Genomic DNA, 20158 nt, shown 5'->3' with positions numbered 1-20158 from the left:
TCCACGGACCGGGCGCCCCGCCATCCTGCCTGCGGTACGCCGCTCGAGCGCGACAAGCTCCGAGGCTCACCCCTGTGACGCGTCCATGCCCGCGATGACCCCCGAAAGGAGCAGGCCCGCGATCAGGCCGCCCGCCGCTCCGGCGGTTGCATGGCGCAAGCTCTCGTTGACCGGCTGGCCACGCTCGCGCCTAAAGGCGCTCCGGCGCGCGTCCGGCGTCCTTCCCGCCCCGGGGCCGTCCCGTAAGTCCGTGCCGAACCGCCTGCCAGGCTCGGGCGGCTCGTAGGCTCGGCGATCGAACAGCGGTTCAGCTCTGAGCGGAAGTCCGCAGCGGCGCCGTAGGCGTCCTTGCGGGCCCGGTTCACGCCACCGAGGGGCCAATGAGCCTCGATGCCGTGCCAGGGACTGAATACCAGCGCGTCATCGACCTGTCGCGCCCGCACCTCGTTCCAGGCAGGCTGCCGGGGCGGTCGGATCCGGGCCACCGCTACATAAGGGCTCTCGTCCTCCGGCCAGATCGCGGATGCGTCCTCGATCGGCATCGTCTCGGGATTGATGCGCAGTTGGACGCGAAGCTCCCATTCCGCCTCATGCTCCCGAAGGGAGTGGATGACCTCCTCGTGCAGGCGGTTCGGCAGCCCCCGCGTTTCGACCGGCTGACCGAAGAGCGCCCGACGCGCAGGCGAAACCGACGCCAGCGACAGCTTCGCCACGTAATCGCCGTAACGGAACGGCGTCTGGGTGTAAAATGTCTCGCCCAAAGAATGCGTCAGCGTCTGGCCGCCCATCATCGTCAGCATCGGGCTTTCGCTGCCCGCGGCTTCCACCGCCGCCTCGGCGCCGCGCAGAGCGGCCGAGAACGCCTTGTTCCAGCCTTGGCCGGTATCGGTCGTGGGGGCGAGGAGTCTCAGGTTCTTTGCGAAGGCCGCCGGATCGGACGCGGCGAAGATCGGCGCGTTGACCATGACGAAGTCCTGCGTCCGATAGCCTTCCAGCCGCTCGCCCTCGACTCCGATCACCATCCTGCGCGGCGCCGAAATGCTGTCGTCGAGCATGTCGCCGGGATTGGTCGAGAGGCGCAGCACCACCGGATACGTCGCTGGCCGTGCGAAGATACCTTGCGCCAGGGTCATGAGAAGGTTACCCAGCACCTCGAGCTCGCCTTCGATCAAGCCGTGGCTTTTGGCATGAACAGGTCGCATTGCGTGGTCGTAATCATCGTATGTCGTGCGCTGAACATCGCGCATCAAATCGTTGAGGCGCTCTCCGGTTTCCGCCTCATCCGGTGATTGGGTTTCGATCGAGGGGCCGTAGCGTGGCGTGCTCAAGGCGTTCTTCAAAAGCTGATGCTTCAGTCCTTTTGCGAACCGCCGCGTCCGTCCGGCAGTTCCGCAGACAGGCAGCAGCATAGTTAAAGCCAGCGGCTTCGGGGCCGGGCAGCGGAGGCTGAAACTGGGTGACGCGACATGATCCTGGGGAGGTTTCAGGCCTGAAGATTGCACGCTATAGAATTAGCCGTCACCGGCTGGACCGCTCCGCGCCGAGCTTTGGCTTCGGCAATCCAAGCATTTCGACGAGGCTTGGCCGAAGTCCCGCGCGGCCCTGCGGCATCCAGCCGAGCGCGCGGATGCGCCCGCCCCCCATCTCGCTGACCCGTGTCGCGTCGCCGCGATCAGGCAGGCGTCCGTCGGTGCCGCTGATCTCCGCGTAGAGCGCGAGAAGATCGCGCCGGTCGAGAAGGATGTCGGAGACGTCGAGAACAGGCGGCGTCCGGCCGCGAAGGCAGAGCTCGACGGCATCCGCGAGATCGTCGACGTGAAGCTCGGTCGCGACCCGCGGGAGGATGGATCGGCCTGCGACGAAGTCTGCGAAGAGATTGGCCCATTTGTGGTCCCGGCCGGGCGGCGCGGGTCCGTAGAGACCCGTCGCGCGAAGGCTCGTCCCGCCGCGTTGGCTTACCTCGATCTCCGTCTCGGCCTTCAACCGGCCATAGAGCGTGTCGGGACGTGGCGGCATCGTCTCGTCGAGACGCGTGCCGGGGGGATAAGCGCCGTAGACTGCGCGGGAGGAGAGAAAGACGATCCGCGCGCCCGCCATGGCATCGAGAAGCCGCAATGTCCCGTCACGATTCAGGTGCAGGAACCCGTCCGGGTCGTTCCCTTCCCCGCCTCGGTAGCGCCCAGGCACATGCGCGAACGCGCAATGCACGAGCGCATCGCAGGCCACGTCCGGCTGCTCGCCCAGCGACCAGCCCACATGCGGCATGTCGAAACGGGAAGGCCGCCGACCGAGCGTGACGACGTCCCATCCGGCCGATAAGAGACGGGCCGCGACCGCGTGGCCGGCGATCCCCGTGGCGCCGGTCAGCGCGACGCGCACGGGTCCGGCAGACGCGAAAGGTCGGGGGGCGTGCCCTCCGAATAGGCATGCCAGAGATCGATCAGGGGCCTGAGCCGGTCGGCCTTGGCATGCGGCTCCCATGGCTTCTCGTACTGGAAGTGCAGGACGCGGATGGAATCCCAGGACCATAGCTCCGGCAGGTTGAGCCAAACATATTGCAGCATGTTCATGGTCACGGGCAGCCCGTGCCAGTCGGGGAAGAACGTCTCGAGAAAGGTCTGGTCGGTCCGCCGCCAGAACGCCCCCGGAACGTCCAACCGGGCGAGCATCGCTTGATACGTCGCGCGAGACGGCCGCGCGGTGAACACGCCGGAGTTCAGACGGTGGAAATCCGACAGGCGCTCATAGACGTTCGGCGCGGCCGAGAATTCCGGATAGTCAAACAACCGGTCGATGTTGCGGAGGACGAGCGTGTCGGCGTCGAGATACACCAGCCGGTCGTAATCGAGTTCCCAGAGCCGAAGCTTCGCGAAATTGTCGAGCGGCGTGTGGAAGGCCGGCTTCTCGCCCCGGGTGAAGGCCACCGCGCCGTGAAGCCGGGCCCGGTCATGCGCCGCGTTGAAGGCATCCGAGGTCGGCAGGAGACCGATCTCGAGAAGCGTTGCGCCCGACCGGCGCAGCCGCGACAGGGCATTTGCGCTGACGCTGCCTGTGTGGAGGACGACACGATCGGCCGTCGTGCCGGTATGTGCCAGGGAGTTCAGCAGCGCCTCTGCCCCGATCGCAAACGCATCCTTCGTGATGAGCGTGACATAGGCGTCGCGTGGCATCGACTCTCGGCCTTATCTCTCGTGAGACCGGCTCGAACATCCGGCCTTGGGATCGCGTTCCGCCCTGATGCCGGGATCGCGGGTTCAGGCCGGGATTGCCGGCACACGGCTGCGGTCGATGCGTTAGGCGAAGCGGCGCGCGGCGTCCACCTCTTGAAGCAGACCATCGGACACCGTCCACGGCTCGAGGCCGAGCGCGGGGAATTGGTCGTTCTGCAGAACCAAACCGGTCTCGCCGGTCTCGTTCAGGAGGTTCGGGAGGTAGGCCGCCTATGCACCCGCCGGCCTGGGAACCGCACTTGACCCCGCGTCGACGATCATGGAAACGAGATCGCCCCCGTCGCCTCGCCCGCCGCGATCCCCGCGTCTTCCATACCTTCGCGCTCTGGCAGGTCGTGGAGCGAGGCCAGGCCGAAGGCTGCAAGGAAGCTTTCGGTGGTGACGAAGGTGTGGGGCGCGGGCTGGGCGATTCGGTGGCGATAAGATCCTGCGCGCGCAGCCGTCCAAGCAATTCGCGGGAGATGGCCCTGCCAAAGATCTCAGTGAGCCTGTCACGAGTGACCGGCTGGTGATAGGCGATCGCGGTTAGCGCGACGGGACCGACCTCGACGGGCCGTCCGGTCAGATCGACGGTCAAGTCCGTGACCGACAGGTCGACCGAGGCGGCCTGCCCCACGATCCTTGCCGCGGCACCGGCGCGGCCGAGTCGAACAGCACCGCCTCGATGCGGTACATCCATTCCCGCCAGCGGGCGCCGCTCGCGCAACTGGTCAGTCTCCTGCTTTGCACTGCAGCGCTGAGACCAGTCTCAGGTGATCGACGAACGGTTGGAAGTCGCGATCCGTAAAGAGCAGTGGAAGATCGTCGTGGATGCAGCGGGTCGCGATCAGCGTGTCGATTGTCTTCCGGACGGTAATGCCTTGGGTGCGAAGCCGGCGGTAGTTTCGGGCGGCTTCAAGGGCAATCGTTTCTCCTCCGATATCGATGAGCTCGAGTGCGGCGAAGAGCGTCCGGGCACGATCGAAGGACGCGTCAGTTGAAAATCCCTGCAGAACTTCCGTCAGAACGATGTCCCCTATGGCTACGGACTCAATGCCGAGGATCCCGTCGAGGAAATCCGTCTCGGCGTTTGCGGTTCCGCGGAAGTAATCGATCCAGACGCTTGAATCGACCAGGATCATCGGTCGGTTCGCATCTCCTGCAGATCACCGCTCCAGTCGATCCTGCCCCGAAACTGACGAAGCTCGCCTTGGCGTCGAAGCCTCAGCAAGGTCTTGAGCCCGAGTTCAACCGCCTCGCGCTTGGTCTTGGCGCCGGTCGCAGCCATCGCAGAGGTCATGAGGTTGTCGTCGATGATGATGTTGGTACGCATATGTGTATCCTAGCACGTTATTATACACATAAGCTGTGTGACCGTTTCTGACAAGCTCATCCAATATTCATCGGCAAGTCCGCCAAGTGAGGTGTTCGAAATCGAACAATTTAGAGCACCCGCTGAGGACACTGTTCTAAACCGCCGGATGTCGTACTTATGGTCATGTCCGAAAAGAACAGGGGATTTTGACGCCGTGTCCCGTACCTTTGCCTACCTTCGCGTCTCGACCGCCGGCCAGACGACCGAGACCCAGAAGCGGCAGATCGCGGCGGCCGGGATCGAGATCGAGGACTACCGCATCATGGTTGAGACGGTTTCGGGTAGCGTCGAGGCGATGAAGCGTCCGGGCTTTGTACGGCTCGTCGACCGGCTCGAGCCCGGTGACACGCTGGTGGTCACGAAGATGGACCGCTTGGGGCGCAACGCGATGGACGTCATGGCGACGATCGCGCGGCTGGGCGAGATGTCGATCCGGGTAAAGAGCCTCGATCTGGGTGATATGGACCTGACCAGCGCCGCAGGTCGGATGACCACGCACATCCTGAACGTGGTCGCGCAGTTCGAGCGGGAGTTGCTCATCGAGCGGACGAAGGCCGGGATCGACCGGGCGAGGGCGCAGGGCAAGAGGCTCGGCCGGCCGCCGGTCCTCGACCCGGAGCGGCGGGCCGAGATCGAGGCCGGACTACGGAAAGGCGAGGCGATCTCCGCCCTGGCACGACAGTTCAAGACCAGCCGACAGACCGTGCAGTGCATCCGCGACCATCGTGGTAAGGTGAACGCACCGGCTGAGAATACCTGAACTAGAAAGGACTTCTCGGATTTGACGGCGCAGGGTCGATCCAGCGGTGGTGTCTTCGCATAGCAAATCCATACTCGGTGAAGGGTATCGTCATGTCGCGCGACTTGGTCACGCAGGCGAGGGAGGGCCCGGGATGAAACTCATCGCCCACCGTGGATGGTCCGCCGGCGCCGGGGAAAACACGCTTGCTGCGTTCCACCGTGCCGCCGCCGAACCTGGTGTGTCGGGGGTCGAGTTCGATGTGCGTCGCGCTGCTGACGGCGCCATCGTCGTCTCGCACGATCCACCGGAGGAGGGAACCGCGGCCCTCGACGCGGTCTTGGCGCTCCTCGTTCGATCGGAACTCGAAGCCTATGTCGAGGTGAAGGAGGCGGGGCTCACTGCGGACGTGGCGCGAGCGCTGGTCAACGGCGGTCTGGCCAGCCGTGCCGTGATCATCGGCCCCGTCGAACTGCTGGAGCGGCTGGAGGGCGAGCGCCGGATCCGGCTCGGTCTGATCGTCCCGTATCCCTGGCAGATCGCCCGCTTAGCCGCCGCCGTGAGGCCCGACGTGATCCTGCTTGGCTGGAACGACCGGACATGGACGCGCCTGGCCTTTCGTGCGTGGTGGTCGGTCTTCTCCCTGCGTCGAATGGGACGGCGGCACGGGACGCCGGTCGTGGTCGGCGTCGCCTGCCGCGTACGCGACATCCAGTGGCTTGGCAGGCAGAGGGTCGACGCCGCCGTGGTTGACATGGCCGAGCTTTGACATTCCGGGCCCGTCATTGTCGGCTTCATACGGCTCTACTTGACGCGATGGAATTTGAGTATTACCAAATAAGTAATACCAAAAGGAACGACCATGCGCATGACGAGCAAGGGACAGGTGACGATCCCCCAGCATATCCGCGAAGCGGCCGGGTTTCTGCCCGGGACCGAGATCGAGTTCGTCATGGACGATACCGGCAACGTCCGCGTTCGCCGTCACGCCGATCAGCCGGAGAACCTGGCTTTGAAGGCCGCGCTCGGTCTGTTGCGTGGCAGGGCGACGACGAAGATGACGACCGACGAGATCATGGCGCTGACCCGGGAGTGACCGGCGACACGCTTGTCGACGCCAACGTCCTGATCGATGTCGCGACCGACGATCCGCACTGGAGCGATTGGTCATCTGCCGCCTTGGCGCAAGCAGGGCAGGGCGGACGGCTCGTCCTAAACTCGATCATCTACGCCGAGATCTCGATCGCGTTCGATCAGATCGAGGATCTGGACGCGCTCCTGCCGGAGGCGATCTTTCACCGCGAGGACCTTCCCTGGGAGGCTGCGTTTCTAGCAGGCAAGGCGTTTCGCAACTATCGCCGTCGCGGCGGTGCACGGTCGTTGCCCCTACCGGACTTTTACATCGGTGCCCATGCTGCGGTCCGGGGCTACAGGTTGCTGACCCGGGATGCGGCCCGGTTCCGGACGTACTTCCCAACGCTCGATCTGACCACACCCTGAGGCGCAATGGCTGTGACCGAAAGATGACATAGAGCGTGCTTATTCGCCCTGCGAGGCGCGTTTTACAGACTGGGCTGTTGTGTTAAATGCTTTTCGTTAGATTGCTGCGGCTGGATCGTTATTCTTGGTCGGCTAACCTGCCGTCTTTCGAAAGAACCTCTGTCATACGAATAAGCTAGCGAGCCTAATCTGCATTGCCGCCTCGCTGACGCGATACGTTCCTGCGAGGCTGGGCACGGCCCTCTTGTCGTCGTCGATCTCAATGCCTTCTTCCGCGATCGATCGCTCGAGGAAGGCTCTGGGCATTAGAAGCGCTGCGGCGAACCGATTGGCTTGGATCTCTAAGGCGTCGGTACCCTGTGCCGATCTCGAGTCGCGACGCAAAACTGTAAACCCGCGGTCTACATGAATGTCCCGTCCAATCTGAGCGGCGTGCAATACAATGTGGCCGATCTCATGGGCGATCGTGAACCGTTGCCGATTTGGAGGATCACCCGCATTAACTCCGATGATCGGCTTCTCGCCACCGAGGAAGACGAGACCCGACAGTGCATTGTTCAACCGGGAATACTCGATCACCGCGCCAAGCGCGCTTGCGATCTTTTCGACAGAAACGGCAGGCTTCTCGATGCAAGCCTTCTCCAGAAGAGCGGCAGCTCTACTCTCGATTTTGTTTGGCGGGATGTAAGTCATCGCACGGGCTGCGCGTCGTCACCGTGGCGGTCCTTCGATGCCGCTCTGCTCAAGAAAGCCAGCACACCCTCTCTTTCTTCCATCGAGAGATCGGCACCCGAGAACCGGACATCTTCGGCTCTCAAGCCATGGTCTTGCCCGTTCAGATCGTAGTGCAAAAGAGCGGAGATATCACAAAGTTCGAGCGCATGCGCGATCTTCACAAGGTGATGGACGAACACCTGCTGACGACCGGCTTCGATGTTGGCGAGCGATGCACGGGATACACCGACCTGTCGTGCAACGGCGTTCTGCGTAAGGCCGGCATCACGTCGTGCGGCGCTGATCTTGTTGCCGATTTGAGCGTAGAGAGCGTCAGAATCCATGGCGCGATTGTTCTGTCAAGAGGAGTTCCGTGTCAACGGGACAAACGACGTCAAAGTTAGACCCAGCGGACAGTAGCGGATAAATGACACCCATGCTGTCAATATACCAATGTTTGTCTGATTGACTAAAACCACTGAGGCCTCCAAGCTGATGGTCGACATCGACTTCGCGATTCGGAGGCTTCATGCCCGCAACCATCACCTTCCACCCGCTCGGCAACGCCGACTGCGCAGTCTTCCAGCTCGCAGATGCTCGTCTTGCGGTGTTCGACTTTGCAGACGTGCGGAACCCCGAGGACAACACGGATCGGCGCTGCGACCTCGATGCCGAACTACGCTCTGCGCTCCGCCGCGCGGGGCAGGGCCGTGTGGCCGTGCTCTGCATCACCCATATCGACGACGACCATTGCCACGGAATCGGTGACACGTTCCGGCTTGATCATCGCGCCAGCTACCCTGGTGAGAATCGCATCGGGGTCGACGAACTCTGGGTGCCAGCGGCCGCGATCCTCGAGACCGGTCTGAAGGATGACGCGGCGCTGGTGCAGCGCGAGGCCATGCACCGCCTCCGTCAGGGACGCGGCGTGCGTATCTTCTCCCGGCCCGACCCCCTGCGGCCCCACCTCTTGGGCCGGGGGATCAACATCGACGGCAAGCGGCACCTCTTCGTTGATGCGGGTACCTGCGTTCCGGGGTTCAGCCTCGATGAAGCCGAGGGCTGCGAATTTTTTGTCCATAGCCCCTTTGCTTCCAAGCAGACTGACGGCAGCTATATCGACCGCAACGCGAACAGCATCGTGCTGCAGGCAGTGTTCCGGGAAGGGGCACGCGACTCGCGGGTGTTGCTCGCGTCAGACGTCACGCACGAGGCGCTTGGCGATATCGTCGGCATCTCCGAGGCCAACAACAACGCGCACCGCCTCGAATGGGACCTCCTCAAGCTACCCCACCACTGCTCTTATCTTTCTATCGGTCCAGAGCGCGGCGCGGGCGACAAGGCAACCGTGCCGACATCCAAGACGAAGCGCCTGTTCGAGAACTATCGCGCGGACAATGCGGTGATTGTGTCGACGTCCAAGCCTATCCCAGAAGCGGGCACAAAGGAGGATAGGGACGTGCAACCGCCCCACAGGCAGGCGGCGAACTACCACCGCAGCCAAGGGCGGGGCGTCTCGTTCCGAGTCACCATGGAAGACCCGAGCGTCGCCCGCCCGAAGCCTTTCGCCTACAAGTTCACAGCTCTCGGCGTCGCACCTGCGCTCGCGGCTCCCGACGCGGCCGCCAGGACGGCCCGCTCCAATCCGCGAGCAGGCTGAGGGATGATCGAAGCTTGGCTTACGGGGTTCGCGCGCGGCGTGGCGGCGGCGGAGCTCCGTTCGACGGAGGCTTGCGCCTTCGTCCGCTACCTCGAACGCTACGGGGAAGGTGTCGGTAGGGTGGTAGAGACGCGGGAGGGCGAGCATTCCTCGCTCGCTGTCTTCGATCTCCAGACCGGTCGCCCGCAGAACAGTGCGGTCGAGATCGAGACCGTAGAACGGATCGGCATCGAGTTCCCCCACGATGCATTGGGTATGCCGATGGTCCGCCCTCTTCGGGCGAACTTTCCCGTTACGGGCCATCAGCATCTTTCGCTGCCTGATCGACCGCCCGCGATCTGCATCGACGAGCGCGCTTGGAGCGAAGCGCGCCTGACATGGGGGCCGCCGGACCTCCTCGGCTATATCCTGAACTGGTTCCGACGGGCTGCAGAGGGCGAGCTTCACGACACCGCGCAACCGATCGATCCAAACCTGATCACCAGCGGCGTACGCATTCTCGTCCCGCGCAGGCTTCTCGATCGGAAAGACCGCGAACCGTTGATCGGCCTCACGAAGGGCGACGGCGGCGATCTCGAGATCATCGGCGTCGAGGACGTCCGCGAAGGCGGAGTGCTAGGCGGAATGTTCAGCCCGCTCTTGGTGACAGTGCCACCCGAAGCGATGACGCGCCTTCGGTTCGCGCCCGGTACGCTCTCCGACCTTGCGGACTTCCTTGCGGAGCGCGGCGTCGATCTCCCCGCCTTGCTGGCGGAGGCTTTCCTCGCTGCGCTCGACACGTCCCCGCTGTACCGAAAACCGCTCGTTGATGGTGGTCTGCTCGTCCTCGTTCAGATGTCCATCACCAGCGGCGGAGCGACGAACGTCCAGACTATCGCTTTCCTTGCCGACCGTTCCCTTGGCCAGGTCGCCGTCGATCTGGGTGTTGCGCACGCGTGCGAGCCGGACCCCAAGAACCCGGAGCTGGTGAACGTCGTGCGGGCGATCGGTGCCACGCCCTTGAAGGCATCCGTCCTCGCGGGAGCACGGCTCCTTCCTTGCGACGTGCACCTGGCGATGGATCGAATCGCGGCGTCGCGGTTTGCGGGCACACCTGCCCAGGACGCGCGACGTGTCGTGCTCGTGGGCGCCGGCGCGATCGGATCGCACCTAGCGACGTGCCTTGCCCGAGAGGGGCGATACCTCTGGACGATCATCGACCCCGATGTGATCTCCCCGCACAACGTCGCGCGCCACGTCGCCGGACATACGGCTGTGTTCCGTAACAAGGCAGAGGTTCTTGCAGAGCACCTCTCCGACATCCTCGACGAGTGCGATGTGGCAACGGCCATACCTTACGATGTCACGAGTTCTGATGAGGGTCACGACGCGATCGATGCAGTCTTGGCCGAGGCCGACCTGATCATCGATGCGACGGCATCGCTGGCGGCCGCGCGCTATCTCAGCGACCACGCGAGCTCCGCGCGCCGACTGTCAGCGTTTTTTAACCCGGCGGGCACGGCCGTGGTGGTTCTGGCCGAGCCCGCGGATCGCAGCGTTACCTTGCGGGATCTTGAGGCTCAGTTTTTACAGAATGTTGCGAGGACTGCGTCCTTGGAGGGCCATTACGGGACCGAGTCCGACCGGATCGCGTATTCCGGTGGCTGTGGGGCGGTCACCAGTGTGTTCCCGCAGTCGCGTGTGGCGGTTCTCAGCGGGTCAGCCGCGATCGGTATCGCGCAGGCCGCTGAACGCGAGGTCGGAGACATTCGGGTCTGGTCGATGTCGATCGGCGGGGCAGTCGATTGCCACGCATACGTGCCGACGGTGCCGACGGAAGTCGAAATCGGTGGCTGGACAGTGTCGCTTGACGCGATCGTACTCAAACGGATCGTGGCCCTGCGCGCAAGCGCTCTTCCCGACGAGACGGGCGGCGTGCTCACTGGCATGGTCGACATCCCTGCCAAGCGGCTGCACGTCCTTCACGCCGCGTCGCCGCCCGCCGATAGCGTGCACGCCCCTGCAGGGTTCGTCCGCGGTACCGACGGCGTCGAGGCGCATCTCGATCGCGTACGGGATAGGACGATGAGCCAAGTCCGGTATCTAGGCGAATGGCACAGCCATCCGGATGGGAGCGGCACGCGCCCAAGCGCGGTCGATCTGGAGCAGCTCGATTGGCTCTCCGCCACGCTCGGCATGGAGGAACTACCCGGACTGATGACCATCATCGGCGGATACAGCATCACGATCGCTTTCGGACCTCATACGGCCACGATCCCGCTGCCTCACGGGAAGACCGCCTGATGTCCGCCCCCCGGATCGGGCTCAGCCTGTCAGGTGGCGGCGTCCGCGCGCTGGCGTTCCATCTGGGCTGCCTGCGCGCGCTGCACGAGATGGATATTCTTGCCAGGGTGGAGATGATCTCGACGGTGTCGGGCGGAAGCGTCATCGGCGGCCTCTACGCGGCCCGCGTTGAGCCGTTCGCCGCGTTCGAGAACCGCGTGAGGCATCACCTAGCGCGGGGCTTCCTCCGACCGGCGCTCAGCAAGGCCCTGTCCACCTCGCTAGGTTGGCACCTTCTCGGTACGGGCACGAGCCGGGCGGGCCAACAGATCGCCCGCGTGGTCGCGGCAGCCACCTTTGGGGCCTTGGACCGCATGTTCATCGACCCATCGCACGCTCATCTGCGACGGCGGCGCGAGCCGCTTCCAAAGTCCATCAGTATGACCACACTCCTGCAGGCCGTCTTCGAAGACGACCTGTTCGACGGCCTGCGAATATCGGACCTTCCCGACGGGCGTCCGCCGCTGGTCGTGAACGCAACCGAGCTTCGAACGCGGTCGGCGTTCCGTTTCTCGAAGGCGCATAGCGGATGCTACCGGTTCGGGCACCTTGCTACGAACGATCCTACGCTTGGATACGCCGTGGCGGCTTCGGCAGCGTATCCGCTATGGCTCTCGCCCTTGGATCTCCATGCGAAGTTCGAGCACCGTGGGGTAATCACACCAGAGCGGGTCGTGCTGACGGATGGCGGGGTCTACGACAACCTCGGATTGGGACCGTTCTGGCCAGGCCGCGATCCGAAGATCAGCCTCCCGTTCCCGAAGGTCGATACTATCATTGCCTGTAGGGCCGGCTACGGCCTTACCCGGCAAGACCCGGGGTTCGGGCCGTACGGGCGGGTGAGCGCATCGTATGATTGCACCGCGCGCCGGGCCGAGAACTCATCGGTGAAGCGGCTTCATGAACTGCGTGACGCGGGCGCGATCCGCGGGTTCGCCATGCCGTTCCTCGACCAGAACGACGCCCAGCTAAGTTGTTCGCCGCAGGACCTCGTGCCACGAGGCGACGTGCAGGATTACCCAACGGATTTCTCGGCCATGCCCGGACCGTGGATCGATCGTCTCGTCCTTCGGGGCGAGCAGCAGACGCGAGCCCTGATCGCGCAATACCTGCCCGAACTGGTCGCACCCCGTGCATCGATCCAGTCCGCGGACGATGGGCTCGCATAGAACAGTGGTTCAACCTGGGGTTCACCGAACCGCTGTGCCCCAGTCTCTCACCAACCAGAACAATAGTCTAATTCCCTCCGCTCGAACTGCGCGGTGGCTAAACTTCCCGGAGAAGGTCTGCTTTGGGCACTCAGGAGCGCCGCTGAACCCTATTACCAATTCCGTTCAGCCCCATAGTCGTTAATTCAAACCTCGATTTTTGAAAACGAGAGTATCCGAGGCGAGGCAGGGTACGCGCCGTTCCCGGGTTGAACAGTTCCCGGGTATTTCGTTCAGGAGAACGGTTCGTAGGACCTTCAGGCACGAACAGTAGGACAGTGTCCCGGGTGGTGATGTAGGAGGCCGCGTGCGTAGGGGCCATGATCGCTCTCTTCGATCATCTGCGGAATATCCGCTGAGTTCGGCTTCGTTTACCGGGAATTAGCGTTTTCTCGATCTTTTGCGACCGTTCTTAAGTCGGAGGTTTTATGCCATCGGAACGTGTCTCGAAGATCCTTCGATCGAAGTCCGATCTGTCGGCAGAAGAGATCGACGGCATGAGCGATGCAGAGGCGTGGGATCATGTCTATGCGTTCGGTGCCGCGCGAAAGAAGCCCGAAGATACCCGCACACGGATCACGCTCACCGGCTTCACTCCATCGCAGAAAAGCGTCCTGAAGGACGCAGCCGAGATGACCGGCGCCTATCGGGTGATGAGCGGTATGGCGAAGAGCACCGCAATCCTCGTCGTCGGCGCGGAGCCCGGAGAGAAGAAGATCGCGGCTGCGCGACGCAATGACGTGCCGATGATGAGCGGTGCGCAATTCCTGGTCCTTGCTTTGCACGGTGTTCATGCCACGACCGATCCCGAGGCGCGGCGTGATCTGAATATATCTGACAGTGACGACGATCTGATAGCGGCGGCCATGGCGATCAGGCCGCTCTCGACGGTAAACCAAACGGACCTGACGGAGCCCGCGAAGCAGTAAGCGGCCACGGCTAGGGCTGCTATCGGCCTCAAAAGAGGCCAACAAACTCTTTACGAAAGGTGCCTAGTGTAAAAAGTCGTGCTACGAAGACCTAGATAGGGCAGGGGCTTGCGGAGCGCGACGGAACAATGACCAACCGGCGAAGTGTCAAGAGTGCCGACGGCAACGCCGCGGACGCCCACGAGCGCGGCCGGGACTACCTTGGACAGCCGCAGGTCGATCGGCTCCTCCAGGCTGCCAAGAAGGGCCGGCACGGCGTCCGCGATCATCTCCTACTCCTGATGATGTTCCGCCACGGGCTTCGCGTCTCCGAGGCCGTCGCCCTGCGCCGGGAGCACGTCGATCTCCTGCAGTCCCGGCTCTGGGTCGCGCGGCTCAAGAAGGGGCTCAGCGTCGAGCACCCCGTTGCCGGCGACGAACTCCGCGCCATCAAGCGATGGCTTGCGCGACGCGACGACGACCTGCCCTGGCTCTTCGTCTCCGAGCGTCGCCAGCCGCTCACCCGGCAGGCGGTGAACTACGTCATCAAGGCTGCCGGCGAGCGCGCCGGTCTCGGACACGTCCATCCCCATATGCTGCGCCATTCCTGCGGCTTTGCACTGGCGAACAGGAAGCACGACCTTCGGCTCATCCAGGACTGGCTCGGGCACCGCGACCCGCGTCACACCGCGCATTACACGCGCACGGCGGCGACACGGTTCGACGGGCTGTGGTGAGCAGGGGCTCCCGTACAGCGATCACAGCAAGGCGCCATCGATCCCGTCGCCTTTCGATTAATTCGACTGCTTCGAATATTTCGTTTGATACGGGTGCCAGCTGGCACATATGAAAAGCCAAGGCGCGGAGACTCGTCCTGTTGCGCCGGCACGGGAGACCGACATGACCGAACCGAACTTCGTCCTCGCCGATTTCGGCGACCGCTTGCCCACGGCCGAGGAGACCGACAGCGCCGCCGAAGCGCTGACGGCGATCGAGAACAGCCGGACCGCGAACGGGGCCCTGCCGATCGGGGAGGCCCTGTTGTCGAGCTCCCTCGTCGGGCTCATCACCGACCTTCTCAGCATCGTCGCCCGGGGCGAGACCGTGACCTATGCGCCCATATCACGGCGTCTGACGACGCAGGAGGCCGCGGACCTTCTCAACGTTTCCCGGCCGCATCTCATCAAGCTGCTGCAGAATGGCGAGATCGATCACGAGATGGTCGGGACGCATCGCCGGGTCGCCCTCCGGGACGTGCTGGAGTACAAGGCCCGGCGTGGTGCGAGCCGGAAGGCGGCGCTGCAGGAGATGCAGGACATCGCAGACGCGCTCGACCCCACGTGATCCCCGCGGCCAATCGCTACACGGCCATTCTCGACGCGAGCGTCCTCTTTCCGAACATGAAGCGCGATTTGCTGCTGCGGTTCTTCGAGGCCGATCTGTATCGGGCAAGCTGGACCGAGCGCATTCAGCAGGAATGGCTCACGAACGCGATCTCGCAGTATCCAGACCAGGAGAAGGCGCTGCGCCGGACGGATGGCCTCATGCGCACGCACTTCGCCAGCGCCTGGATCGAGACGGAGTACGAGGCGTTCGTCGAGGCGATCGCCCTGCCAGACCTGGATGACCGCCACGTCGTCGCGGCGGCCATCGCGGGCTCGGCCAACTACATCGTCACAGACAACATCAAGCACTTCCCCGCGGCGGAGCTGGATCGGTTCGGCATCGAGGCAGGTACGGCCGACGCGTTCCTGGCCGGCACGTTCGAGCATTACGAAGGGCCGGCTCTGGTCGTTCTGCGGGAACATCGGGCGGGATTACGCGCGGCGCCGTCCGCTGCCGAGTATCTGATGATGCTGCGACAGAAGCAGATGCCGCGCCTCGCATCCCGGCTGATGCCGCTGCGTGATTATCTGTAACCTCGGGATGCCCGGAGATGCGCTGTGACCGATCCTGACACCATCTTCGAGGCCCGCGCAGCGGAGATCGCGCGGCTCGACGACACCTTGATCATGGATGTTGCCGGCGTCGCACAGGCGACCGACGAGATGCGCCAGGCGCTCGACGCGCTCGACCAACTCCTCGACGCGCGGGCCTTCGAGCGCGCCGCGCAGCTGGGTTACCGCGACATCGCTTCAGCCTTTGTGTTCTTGCAGCGGACGCTCGGCGCGCTGCAGGGATCCGAACATGACCGGTCGGCCCTCGTTTCGGAAGTGGCGGCAGAACTGGGTTGCTCTTGGGAGGAGGCCGAGCCGCACGTCACCGCGCGAATGGCGAGCCTGCGCCCGCGGGACGGCGAGGACGGTGACGGCACCGAATGGGTCGACCGACCTGCAATCGTCACGCCCGCGGGTCGGGTGACGGTTCCTCGGGCCGCACTGGATGCCTTGGCCCTCGGACCGGACCAAGGGGTCCGCTTCATCTGCGGATCGGATGGGCGTGTCGAGATGGCAGCAGAGGATCATGCGGACCTGCGCGACTTGCGATCAAGATTGCGCGGAGCAAGCGACGAGAACGGGGATCGAGCAGGGACGGTCTAGGCGGGCGGAGATGAAGCGTCCTGACAGGACAGTCAGGATGGCAAAGCCCAATATTCGATGTTCGGGTTCGACGGTCCTGGCTCGCCTCCCGCGACACCGATCTCCCTTGGCGGACGGGATCGCTAGAAGGCACGGACCCTGTAAGCCGCGTCGGTTGCTGGGACGATAGGGCCCAACAGGCTCGAACGTGCACGTTCCGACTTTTTGCATAACCTGTGAAGAACGATCTTCGCGTTGACCTCACCCTTTCGGCCCTCGAAGCTGGCTGCGAAAAGTTGCACGAAAGGGCCGCCCCATGCCCACGTCCAAGAAGCCCCGCAAGCCATCTCCCCGCGCCGCGGGCGGAGGCGAGCTGCTGAAGCTGCCCGATCCGACGGCGCTCGAACGTATCTGGAGAGACCTCGGCGCGGGGCCAGGCGACGACGCTCTCGATGAGGCACAGGACCTCGTTTACGAGGCATGGGACACCCCGGATGGCCGCAGCCGCTCAGCGCTTGCTCGCCAGGCCCTGAAGCTCTCTCCGTTCTGCGCGGATGCCTGGCTTATCCTGGCCGAGCGTCCGTCGCTCGGCGCGAAGGACCGACGGGACTTTCTCGAGCGCGCTGTCAAGGCCGGTGAACTGGCGCTCGGCGAGGATGGTTTCGGCGAGTACGCGGGGCATTTCTGGGGATTTCTGGAAACCCGGCCCTACATGCGGGCCCGACACCGTCTGGCCGAGGACTTGTGGCAAGCCGGCGACCGGGACGCCGCGATCGGGCATCTGCGCGAGATGCTCGTCCTCAATCCAGGCGACAACCAGGGACTGAGATCCGTGCTGCTCGCCTGGCTCTTAGCCATGCATGATGACGCCGGTGCCGAAGACCTTCTGCGCGCGCACAGCGACGAGGCCAGTACGTTCATCCGGTACACGCAGGCGCTCTTCGCTTTCCGAAAGTCGGACGATGGAAGTGTTGCCCGACGGGCTGTCGAGGACGCCTGGGAGTGCAATCACCACGTGCCGACTCTGCTCGCGCGGAAAAACCGTATTCGCTATGAGGATACGGGATACTACACGCTCGGCGGCGAAGACGAGGCTGCCTACTACGTCGAGGAATACGGCTTTGCCTGGTCCGAGACGCCCGGGGCCGTCGACTGGCTGACGGAGGCAACGAAACGTCTGAAACCGCGGCTGCGAGGCGGTCGACCCGACGTGCCGCTGCATTGATCTCGTCGCCATGACTTCGCCGAGTTCGAGACCAATTTGCGGCGTGAGCGGCAGGCCAAGGGCATCGCCGCCGCCAAACACCGGGGCGTCTATCGCGGACGTCCGCCCAATATCGATATGGACGGGATCAGGGCGCTTCTCTCCAAGGGACTGTCCCCGACGGAAATCGCCCGCGAGATGGGGATTCCCCGCGGAACCGTTTACAAGGCAAAGGTCTCGATGTGATGACGAAGAAGAGCAAGGCGACGACGATGGCCAAGCCCGCCCCGCCTCGCAATCTGACCCCGGCTCTCTGCGAACATCTCCGGCGAGACCTTCTGGCCGCATGCCGACGCGTCGCCGAGACCCATGGGCTTGCCGTGGAAGGCGGCGATCTGAGCGAGATCGACTTGCGCCACGGCTTTGACATCGCGTTCCGTGTCGGGATCCCGACACCGGACGGATCGCTCTTCTCCCCGGAAAGGACTCTGTTCGAGGCACTGGCGAGCAGCTTCGGACTGGAACCCTCCGACTACGCCCGCATCTTCAGGACCGGCGGCGAAACCTTCCGCATCACCGCCATAAATCCCAACCGCCCGAAATATCCGATCAGCGTCGAACGCGTCGCCGACGGCCGCGGATACAAGTTCTCCGCCGAAGATGTCGCCTTGTACCTCAGCCAGTCAGGCGAATAGATTGTTCGTCGAACGTTCTACAAAATATCCAAGTATGCACGATTGGGTCTTTTGGGGTCTTGATCGCGGCCTTGGTGACGCATCGCACGTAGTGCTCGACGGCGCCCGGGGTTTTTGCGCAAACCGGGCGAAATCGTAGTCATCCAAGTAGCCTTCGATGTCCCGGAACCGGCGGACCGGGTCGCTTGAAGGCATAGACCCGGTCGGTCTCGTAGGCCTCGCGGACGAGCGGCCGCTGCATAGCCTCGTCCGACAGATCTATCTCCGCGGCGAGGATCACGGACAATCGGTCCGCGACGCGCTGCCGGCAGGCAAAGTAGGCCAGCCCTTCCTCGTGCACGGCCTCATCAAAGACAACGGCGACATCGACATCCGAGGCCTCATCCGCGTCGCCTCGAACCTGCGAGCCGAACAGCCCGAGATGACGGACGCCCATGCCTTCGAACTCGACTTGGTGGTCGCGCAGACGCGCAAGCATAGCGGCAGGGTCGATCCTCATGACCGGATCATGGCCAGAAACGCCCCACGATACCAGAAGTTTTGGCCCAAGGTTATGTCCCGACCGAGTCAATGATCGCGCTTGAGCGGTCAGGGTGGGTCAGAAACGGCCCGTGATGCGAACAACATTTGATGCGAAGCGTGTCGCAGTCACAGCCGCGCAGGCCCGGCGCAATCAATAGCGAAAGAAGCAGTCTCGAGGCTGGGTCAATATCGCGACTTGGCAGGATGGCAAGGTGCGGCTGCACGGCACGTATCGCGTGACCCCGCTTGGGCCGATCGACGCTCTGCACATCTCCCCCTGGGGCGGGACTGTCCGAACGGGTGGTATGGACAACTGGGCGGACGCGGAAGGTAGGATGTTTTGGCGCCGTTCGTTACCTAGACCTGCGTCGAAGCCCTCCATCTGAGCTTGGTGTCGACGAAGCAGCGTCGCACGTGCCTGTGCGTTGCTTTCAAACCCTTCGGTCGGTCCGCTTGCCACTTGCGCAGGAGGGACAGGATAGCTTGCCGACGCTGTGGTCGGTGCGACCCTCTGTTCCGTCGCAGGTTGGCATCCCCCGACGAGAGTCACGACAAGGACGTGGAATAGGACGTAACGCATACCGGTAGACACCTTGTGATCGTTTCCGATCGAACCGATTGATCTATAGCCACCGACGGCGAAGTCGCGGGAAATGAGATTGATATCTGCGAGATCCCGGGACGATCGGTTCTGAACCGCCCCGAGTTTCCCGGAGGCTGATTGGTTTGGATTATGCGGCTCGCTGCTGCATGTCGATCCGCTCGTAGTAGGTCGCTTCTGCCTCTGCCGGCGGGACGTGTCCGATCGGCTCGAGCAGGCGGCCGTGATTGAACCAGTCGACCCATTCGAGGGTGGCGAACTCGACAGCCTCGAGGCTGCGCCACGGCCCGCGCGGGCGGATGACCTCGGTCTTGAACGGCCCGATCACCGTCTCGGCCAGAGCGTTGTCGTATGAATCTCCCACGCTGCCGACCGACGGCTCGATCCCGGCCTCGGTCAAGCGCTCGGTGTAGCGGATCGCCAGGTATTGCGAGCCGCGGTCCGAATGCGCGACGAGCCCGGCACCCTTGGTAGGCCGGCGGTCGTGAATGGCCTGCTCCAGGGCGTCGAGCACGAAGCCCGCGTCAGCCGTCCTGCTCACCCGCCAACCGACGATCCGCCGCGCGTAGGTGTCGATGACGAACGCGGCGTAGACGAAGCCGGCCCAAGTCGCGACGTAGGTGAAGTCGCTGACCCAGAGCCTGTTCGGAGCGGGGGCTTGGAACTGGCGGTTCACCTTGTCGCGCGGGCATGGCTGCGCCGGATCGGGAACGGTCGTCCTGATCCGTTTGCCGCGCACGACCCCGCGCCGGCCCATGGCTCGCATCAGCCTCTCGACCGTGCATCGGGCGACGTCGAAGCCCTCGCGCCGTAGCTGCCGCCAAACCTTCCGGGCACCGTAGACGCCGAAGTTCTCCGCATGCACGCGGGCGATCTCGACCTGCAATTCGGCGTCCCGCCTGGACCGGTCGGACCGTCGAGAAGGATCGTCCCGCCGCGCCCGGTGCGCGTGATACGTCGACGGGGCGATCGGCAGCTGCCG

General features: G+C 63.9%; 24 protein-coding genes and 1 pseudogene. 15 read left to right on the top strand and 10 right to left on the bottom strand.

From position 1 onward, the window contains the following. Nucleotides 1–122: 122 nt before the first annotated feature. The 6 genes and pseudogenes from Q1B08_RS15015 to Q1B08_RS14990 all read right to left on the bottom strand — a co-directional run bounded on the left by Q1B08_RS15015 (nucleotide 123) and on the right by Q1B08_RS14990 (nucleotide 4542). Nucleotides 123–1172, bottom strand: a complete 1050-nt coding sequence (locus Q1B08_RS15015; RefSeq protein ID WP_299820554.1) for a catalase family protein — start codon at nucleotides 1170–1172, stop codon at nucleotides 123–125. Between the two features lie 346 nt (nucleotides 1173–1518). Further along, the gene (locus Q1B08_RS15010) at nucleotides 1519–2379 is read right to left on the bottom strand and encodes an NAD(P)-dependent oxidoreductase (RefSeq protein WP_299820551.1); all 861 of its coding nucleotides are present in this window, start codon (nucleotides 2377–2379) and stop codon (nucleotides 1519–1521) included. Next, nucleotides 2364–3170 (bottom strand): glycosyltransferase, encoded by an 807-nt coding sequence (locus Q1B08_RS15005; RefSeq protein WP_299820548.1) that lies wholly within the window; start codon nucleotides 3168–3170, stop codon nucleotides 2364–2366. The genes Q1B08_RS15010 and Q1B08_RS15005 overlap by 16 nt, the downstream gene beginning before the upstream one ends. A 317-nt stretch (nucleotides 3171–3487) precedes the next feature. After that, a pseudogene (locus Q1B08_RS15000) lies at nucleotides 3488–3905 on the bottom strand (SMC-Scp complex subunit ScpB). Between the two features lie 35 nt (nucleotides 3906–3940). Then, a complete protein-coding gene (locus tag Q1B08_RS14995) occupies nucleotides 3941–4351 on the bottom strand; it encodes a PIN domain nuclease (protein WP_299820545.1) in 411 nt (136 codons plus the stop codon). Further along, nucleotides 4348–4542 carry a type II toxin-antitoxin system VapB family antitoxin gene (locus Q1B08_RS14990; protein ID WP_299820543.1) on the bottom strand — a complete coding sequence of 65 codons (195 nt, stop codon included), beginning with the start codon at nucleotides 4540–4542 and terminating at the stop codon, nucleotides 4348–4350. Before Q1B08_RS14990 ends, Q1B08_RS14995 begins: the two co-directional genes overlap by 4 nt. Nucleotides 4543–4738: 196 nt before the next feature. Between Q1B08_RS14990 and Q1B08_RS14985 the strand changes: the two genes are divergently transcribed. From Q1B08_RS14985 to Q1B08_RS14970, 4 genes are all read left to right on the top strand, one after another. Then, the gene (locus Q1B08_RS14985; RefSeq protein ID WP_299820540.1) at nucleotides 4739–5344 is read left to right on the top strand and encodes a recombinase family protein; all 606 of its coding nucleotides are present in this window, start codon (nucleotides 4739–4741) and stop codon (nucleotides 5342–5344) included. Between the two features lie 133 nt (nucleotides 5345–5477). After that, nucleotides 5478–6092 carry a glycerophosphodiester phosphodiesterase gene (locus Q1B08_RS14980; protein ID WP_299820537.1) on the top strand — a complete coding sequence of 205 codons (615 nt, stop codon included), beginning with the start codon at nucleotides 5478–5480 and terminating at the stop codon, nucleotides 6090–6092. A gap of 93 nt (nucleotides 6093–6185) precedes the next feature. After that, complete coding sequence (locus Q1B08_RS14975; protein WP_299820534.1) at nucleotides 6186–6419, top strand: AbrB/MazE/SpoVT family DNA-binding domain-containing protein; 234 nt, start codon at nucleotides 6186–6188, stop codon at nucleotides 6417–6419. Continuing rightward, the gene (locus Q1B08_RS14970; protein WP_299820531.1) at nucleotides 6416–6823 is read left to right on the top strand and encodes a type II toxin-antitoxin system VapC family toxin; all 408 of its coding nucleotides are present in this window, start codon (nucleotides 6416–6418) and stop codon (nucleotides 6821–6823) included. Before Q1B08_RS14975 ends, Q1B08_RS14970 begins: the two co-directional genes overlap by 4 nt. A gap of 162 nt (nucleotides 6824–6985) precedes the next feature. Here the strand turns inward: Q1B08_RS14970 and Q1B08_RS14965 are convergent, their stop codons facing one another. Together Q1B08_RS14965 and Q1B08_RS14960 are read right to left on the bottom strand one after the other, a co-directional pair. Continuing rightward, entirely contained in the window at nucleotides 6986–7516 is a 531-nt protein-coding gene (locus Q1B08_RS14965; protein ID WP_299820528.1) for an ImmA/IrrE family metallo-endopeptidase, read from the bottom strand. After that, nucleotides 7513–7881 (bottom strand): helix-turn-helix transcriptional regulator, encoded by a 369-nt coding sequence (locus Q1B08_RS14960; RefSeq protein WP_299820525.1) that lies wholly within the window; start codon nucleotides 7879–7881, stop codon nucleotides 7513–7515. Before Q1B08_RS14960 ends, Q1B08_RS14965 begins: the two co-directional genes overlap by 4 nt. Before the next feature lie 185 nt (nucleotides 7882–8066). On the opposite strand from Q1B08_RS14960, the gene Q1B08_RS14955 reads away from it, so the two are divergent. The 11 genes from Q1B08_RS14955 (at nucleotide 8067) to Q1B08_RS14905 (ending at nucleotide 18053) form a co-directional block, all read left to right on the top strand. Beyond that, nucleotides 8067–9197 (top strand): hypothetical protein, encoded by a 1131-nt coding sequence (locus Q1B08_RS14955; RefSeq protein WP_299820522.1) that lies wholly within the window; start codon nucleotides 8067–8069, stop codon nucleotides 9195–9197. 3 nt (nucleotides 9198–9200) lie between these two features. Further along, nucleotides 9201–11480: a ThiF family adenylyltransferase gene (locus Q1B08_RS14950; protein ID WP_299820520.1), complete on the top strand. Its 2280-nt coding sequence runs from the start codon at nucleotides 9201–9203 to the stop codon at nucleotides 11478–11480. Next, nucleotides 11480–12688 carry a patatin-like phospholipase family protein gene (locus Q1B08_RS14945; protein ID WP_299820517.1) on the top strand — a complete coding sequence of 403 codons (1209 nt, stop codon included), beginning with the start codon at nucleotides 11480–11482 and terminating at the stop codon, nucleotides 12686–12688. The genes Q1B08_RS14950 and Q1B08_RS14945 overlap by 1 nt, the downstream gene beginning before the upstream one ends. Nucleotides 12689–13155: 467 nt before the next feature. Further along, entirely contained in the window at nucleotides 13156–13656 is a 501-nt protein-coding gene (locus tag Q1B08_RS14940) for a BRCT domain-containing protein (RefSeq protein WP_299820514.1), read from the top strand. Between the two features lie 128 nt (nucleotides 13657–13784). Then, on the top strand, nucleotides 13785–14372 hold the full coding sequence (locus tag Q1B08_RS14935) for a tyrosine-type recombinase/integrase (RefSeq protein WP_299820511.1): 588 nt from the start codon (nucleotides 13785–13787) through the stop codon (nucleotides 14370–14372). A gap of 163 nt (nucleotides 14373–14535) precedes the next feature. After that, complete coding sequence (locus tag Q1B08_RS14930) at nucleotides 14536–14979, top strand: helix-turn-helix domain-containing protein (RefSeq protein ID WP_299820508.1); 444 nt, start codon at nucleotides 14536–14538, stop codon at nucleotides 14977–14979. Then, complete coding sequence (locus Q1B08_RS14925) at nucleotides 14976–15554, top strand: PIN domain-containing protein (protein WP_299820505.1); 579 nt, start codon at nucleotides 14976–14978, stop codon at nucleotides 15552–15554. Before Q1B08_RS14930 ends, Q1B08_RS14925 begins: the two co-directional genes overlap by 4 nt. Nucleotides 15555–15578: 24 nt before the next feature. Next, nucleotides 15579–16175, top strand: a complete 597-nt coding sequence (locus Q1B08_RS14920; RefSeq protein ID WP_299820502.1) for a hypothetical protein — start codon at nucleotides 15579–15581, stop codon at nucleotides 16173–16175. Nucleotides 16176–16470: 295 nt separating this feature from the next. Next, nucleotides 16471–17379, top strand: a complete 909-nt coding sequence (locus Q1B08_RS14915; protein ID WP_299820499.1) for a hypothetical protein — start codon at nucleotides 16471–16473, stop codon at nucleotides 17377–17379. 36 nt (nucleotides 17380–17415) lie between these two features. Beyond that, complete coding sequence (locus tag Q1B08_RS14910; RefSeq protein WP_299820496.1) at nucleotides 17416–17604, top strand: helix-turn-helix domain-containing protein; 189 nt, start codon at nucleotides 17416–17418, stop codon at nucleotides 17602–17604. 26 nt (nucleotides 17605–17630) lie between these two features. After that, nucleotides 17631–18053 (top strand): hypothetical protein, encoded by a 423-nt coding sequence (locus Q1B08_RS14905; protein WP_299820493.1) that lies wholly within the window; start codon nucleotides 17631–17633, stop codon nucleotides 18051–18053. Nucleotides 18054–18192: 139 nt separating this feature from the next. On the opposite strand, the gene Q1B08_RS14900 is transcribed toward Q1B08_RS14905, so the two are convergent. After that, nucleotides 18193–18552: a nucleotidyltransferase domain-containing protein gene (locus tag Q1B08_RS14900; RefSeq protein ID WP_299820490.1), complete on the bottom strand. Its 360-nt coding sequence runs from the start codon at nucleotides 18550–18552 to the stop codon at nucleotides 18193–18195. Nucleotides 18553–19306: 754 nt separating this feature from the next. Next, on the bottom strand, nucleotides 19307–20158 hold an 852-nt coding region (locus Q1B08_RS14895; protein WP_299820487.1), incomplete at its 5' end, for an IS3 family transposase.

Origin of the sequence: uncultured Jannaschia sp. (genome assembly GCF_947494025.1) — a bacterium.
Lineage (GTDB): Bacteria > Pseudomonadota > Alphaproteobacteria > Rhodobacterales > Rhodobacteraceae > Jannaschia.
The sequence above is the reverse complement of the archived record's forward strand: the minus strand, read 5'-3'. Positions and strand labels throughout refer to the sequence as shown.

Excerpts from the sequence above, each read along its gene's own strand:
- Q1B08_RS15005 (WP_299820548.1), bottom strand. The coding sequence starts at position 3,170 with ATGCCACGCGACGCCTATGTCACGCTCATCACGAAGGATGCGTTTGCG.
- Q1B08_RS14995 (WP_299820545.1), bottom strand. The coding sequence starts at position 4,351 with ATGATCCTGGTCGATTCAAGCGTCTGGATCGATTACTTCCGCGGAACC.
- Q1B08_RS14990 (WP_299820543.1), bottom strand. The coding sequence starts at position 4,542 with ATGCGTACCAACATCATCATCGACGACAACCTCATGACCTCTGCGATG.
- Q1B08_RS14980 (WP_299820537.1), top strand. The coding sequence starts at position 5,478 with ATGAAACTCATCGCCCACCGTGGATGGTCCGCCGGCGCCGGGGAAAAC.
- Q1B08_RS14975 (WP_299820534.1), top strand. The coding sequence starts at position 6,186 with ATGCGCATGACGAGCAAGGGACAGGTGACGATCCCCCAGCATATCCGC.
- Q1B08_RS14965 (WP_299820528.1), bottom strand. The coding sequence starts at position 7,516 with ATGACTTACATCCCGCCAAACAAAATCGAGAGTAGAGCTGCCGCTCTT.
- Q1B08_RS14960 (WP_299820525.1), bottom strand. The coding sequence starts at position 7,881 with ATGGATTCTGACGCTCTCTACGCTCAAATCGGCAACAAGATCAGCGCC.
- Q1B08_RS14955 (WP_299820522.1), top strand. The coding sequence starts at position 8,067 with ATGCCCGCAACCATCACCTTCCACCCGCTCGGCAACGCCGACTGCGCA.
- Q1B08_RS14950 (WP_299820520.1), top strand. The coding sequence starts at position 9,201 with ATGATCGAAGCTTGGCTTACGGGGTTCGCGCGCGGCGTGGCGGCGGCG.
- Q1B08_RS14945 (WP_299820517.1), top strand. The coding sequence starts at position 11,480 with ATGTCCGCCCCCCGGATCGGGCTCAGCCTGTCAGGTGGCGGCGTCCGC.
- Q1B08_RS14940 (WP_299820514.1), top strand. The coding sequence starts at position 13,156 with ATGCCATCGGAACGTGTCTCGAAGATCCTTCGATCGAAGTCCGATCTG.
- Q1B08_RS14935 (WP_299820511.1), top strand. The coding sequence starts at position 13,785 with ATGACCAACCGGCGAAGTGTCAAGAGTGCCGACGGCAACGCCGCGGAC.
- Q1B08_RS14930 (WP_299820508.1), top strand. The coding sequence starts at position 14,536 with ATGACCGAACCGAACTTCGTCCTCGCCGATTTCGGCGACCGCTTGCCC.
- Q1B08_RS14915 (WP_299820499.1), top strand. The coding sequence starts at position 16,471 with ATGCCCACGTCCAAGAAGCCCCGCAAGCCATCTCCCCGCGCCGCGGGC.
- Q1B08_RS14905 (WP_299820493.1), top strand. The coding sequence starts at position 17,631 with ATGGCCAAGCCCGCCCCGCCTCGCAATCTGACCCCGGCTCTCTGCGAA.
- Q1B08_RS14900 (WP_299820490.1), bottom strand. The coding sequence starts at position 18,552 with ATGAGGATCGACCCTGCCGCTATGCTTGCGCGTCTGCGCGACCACCAA.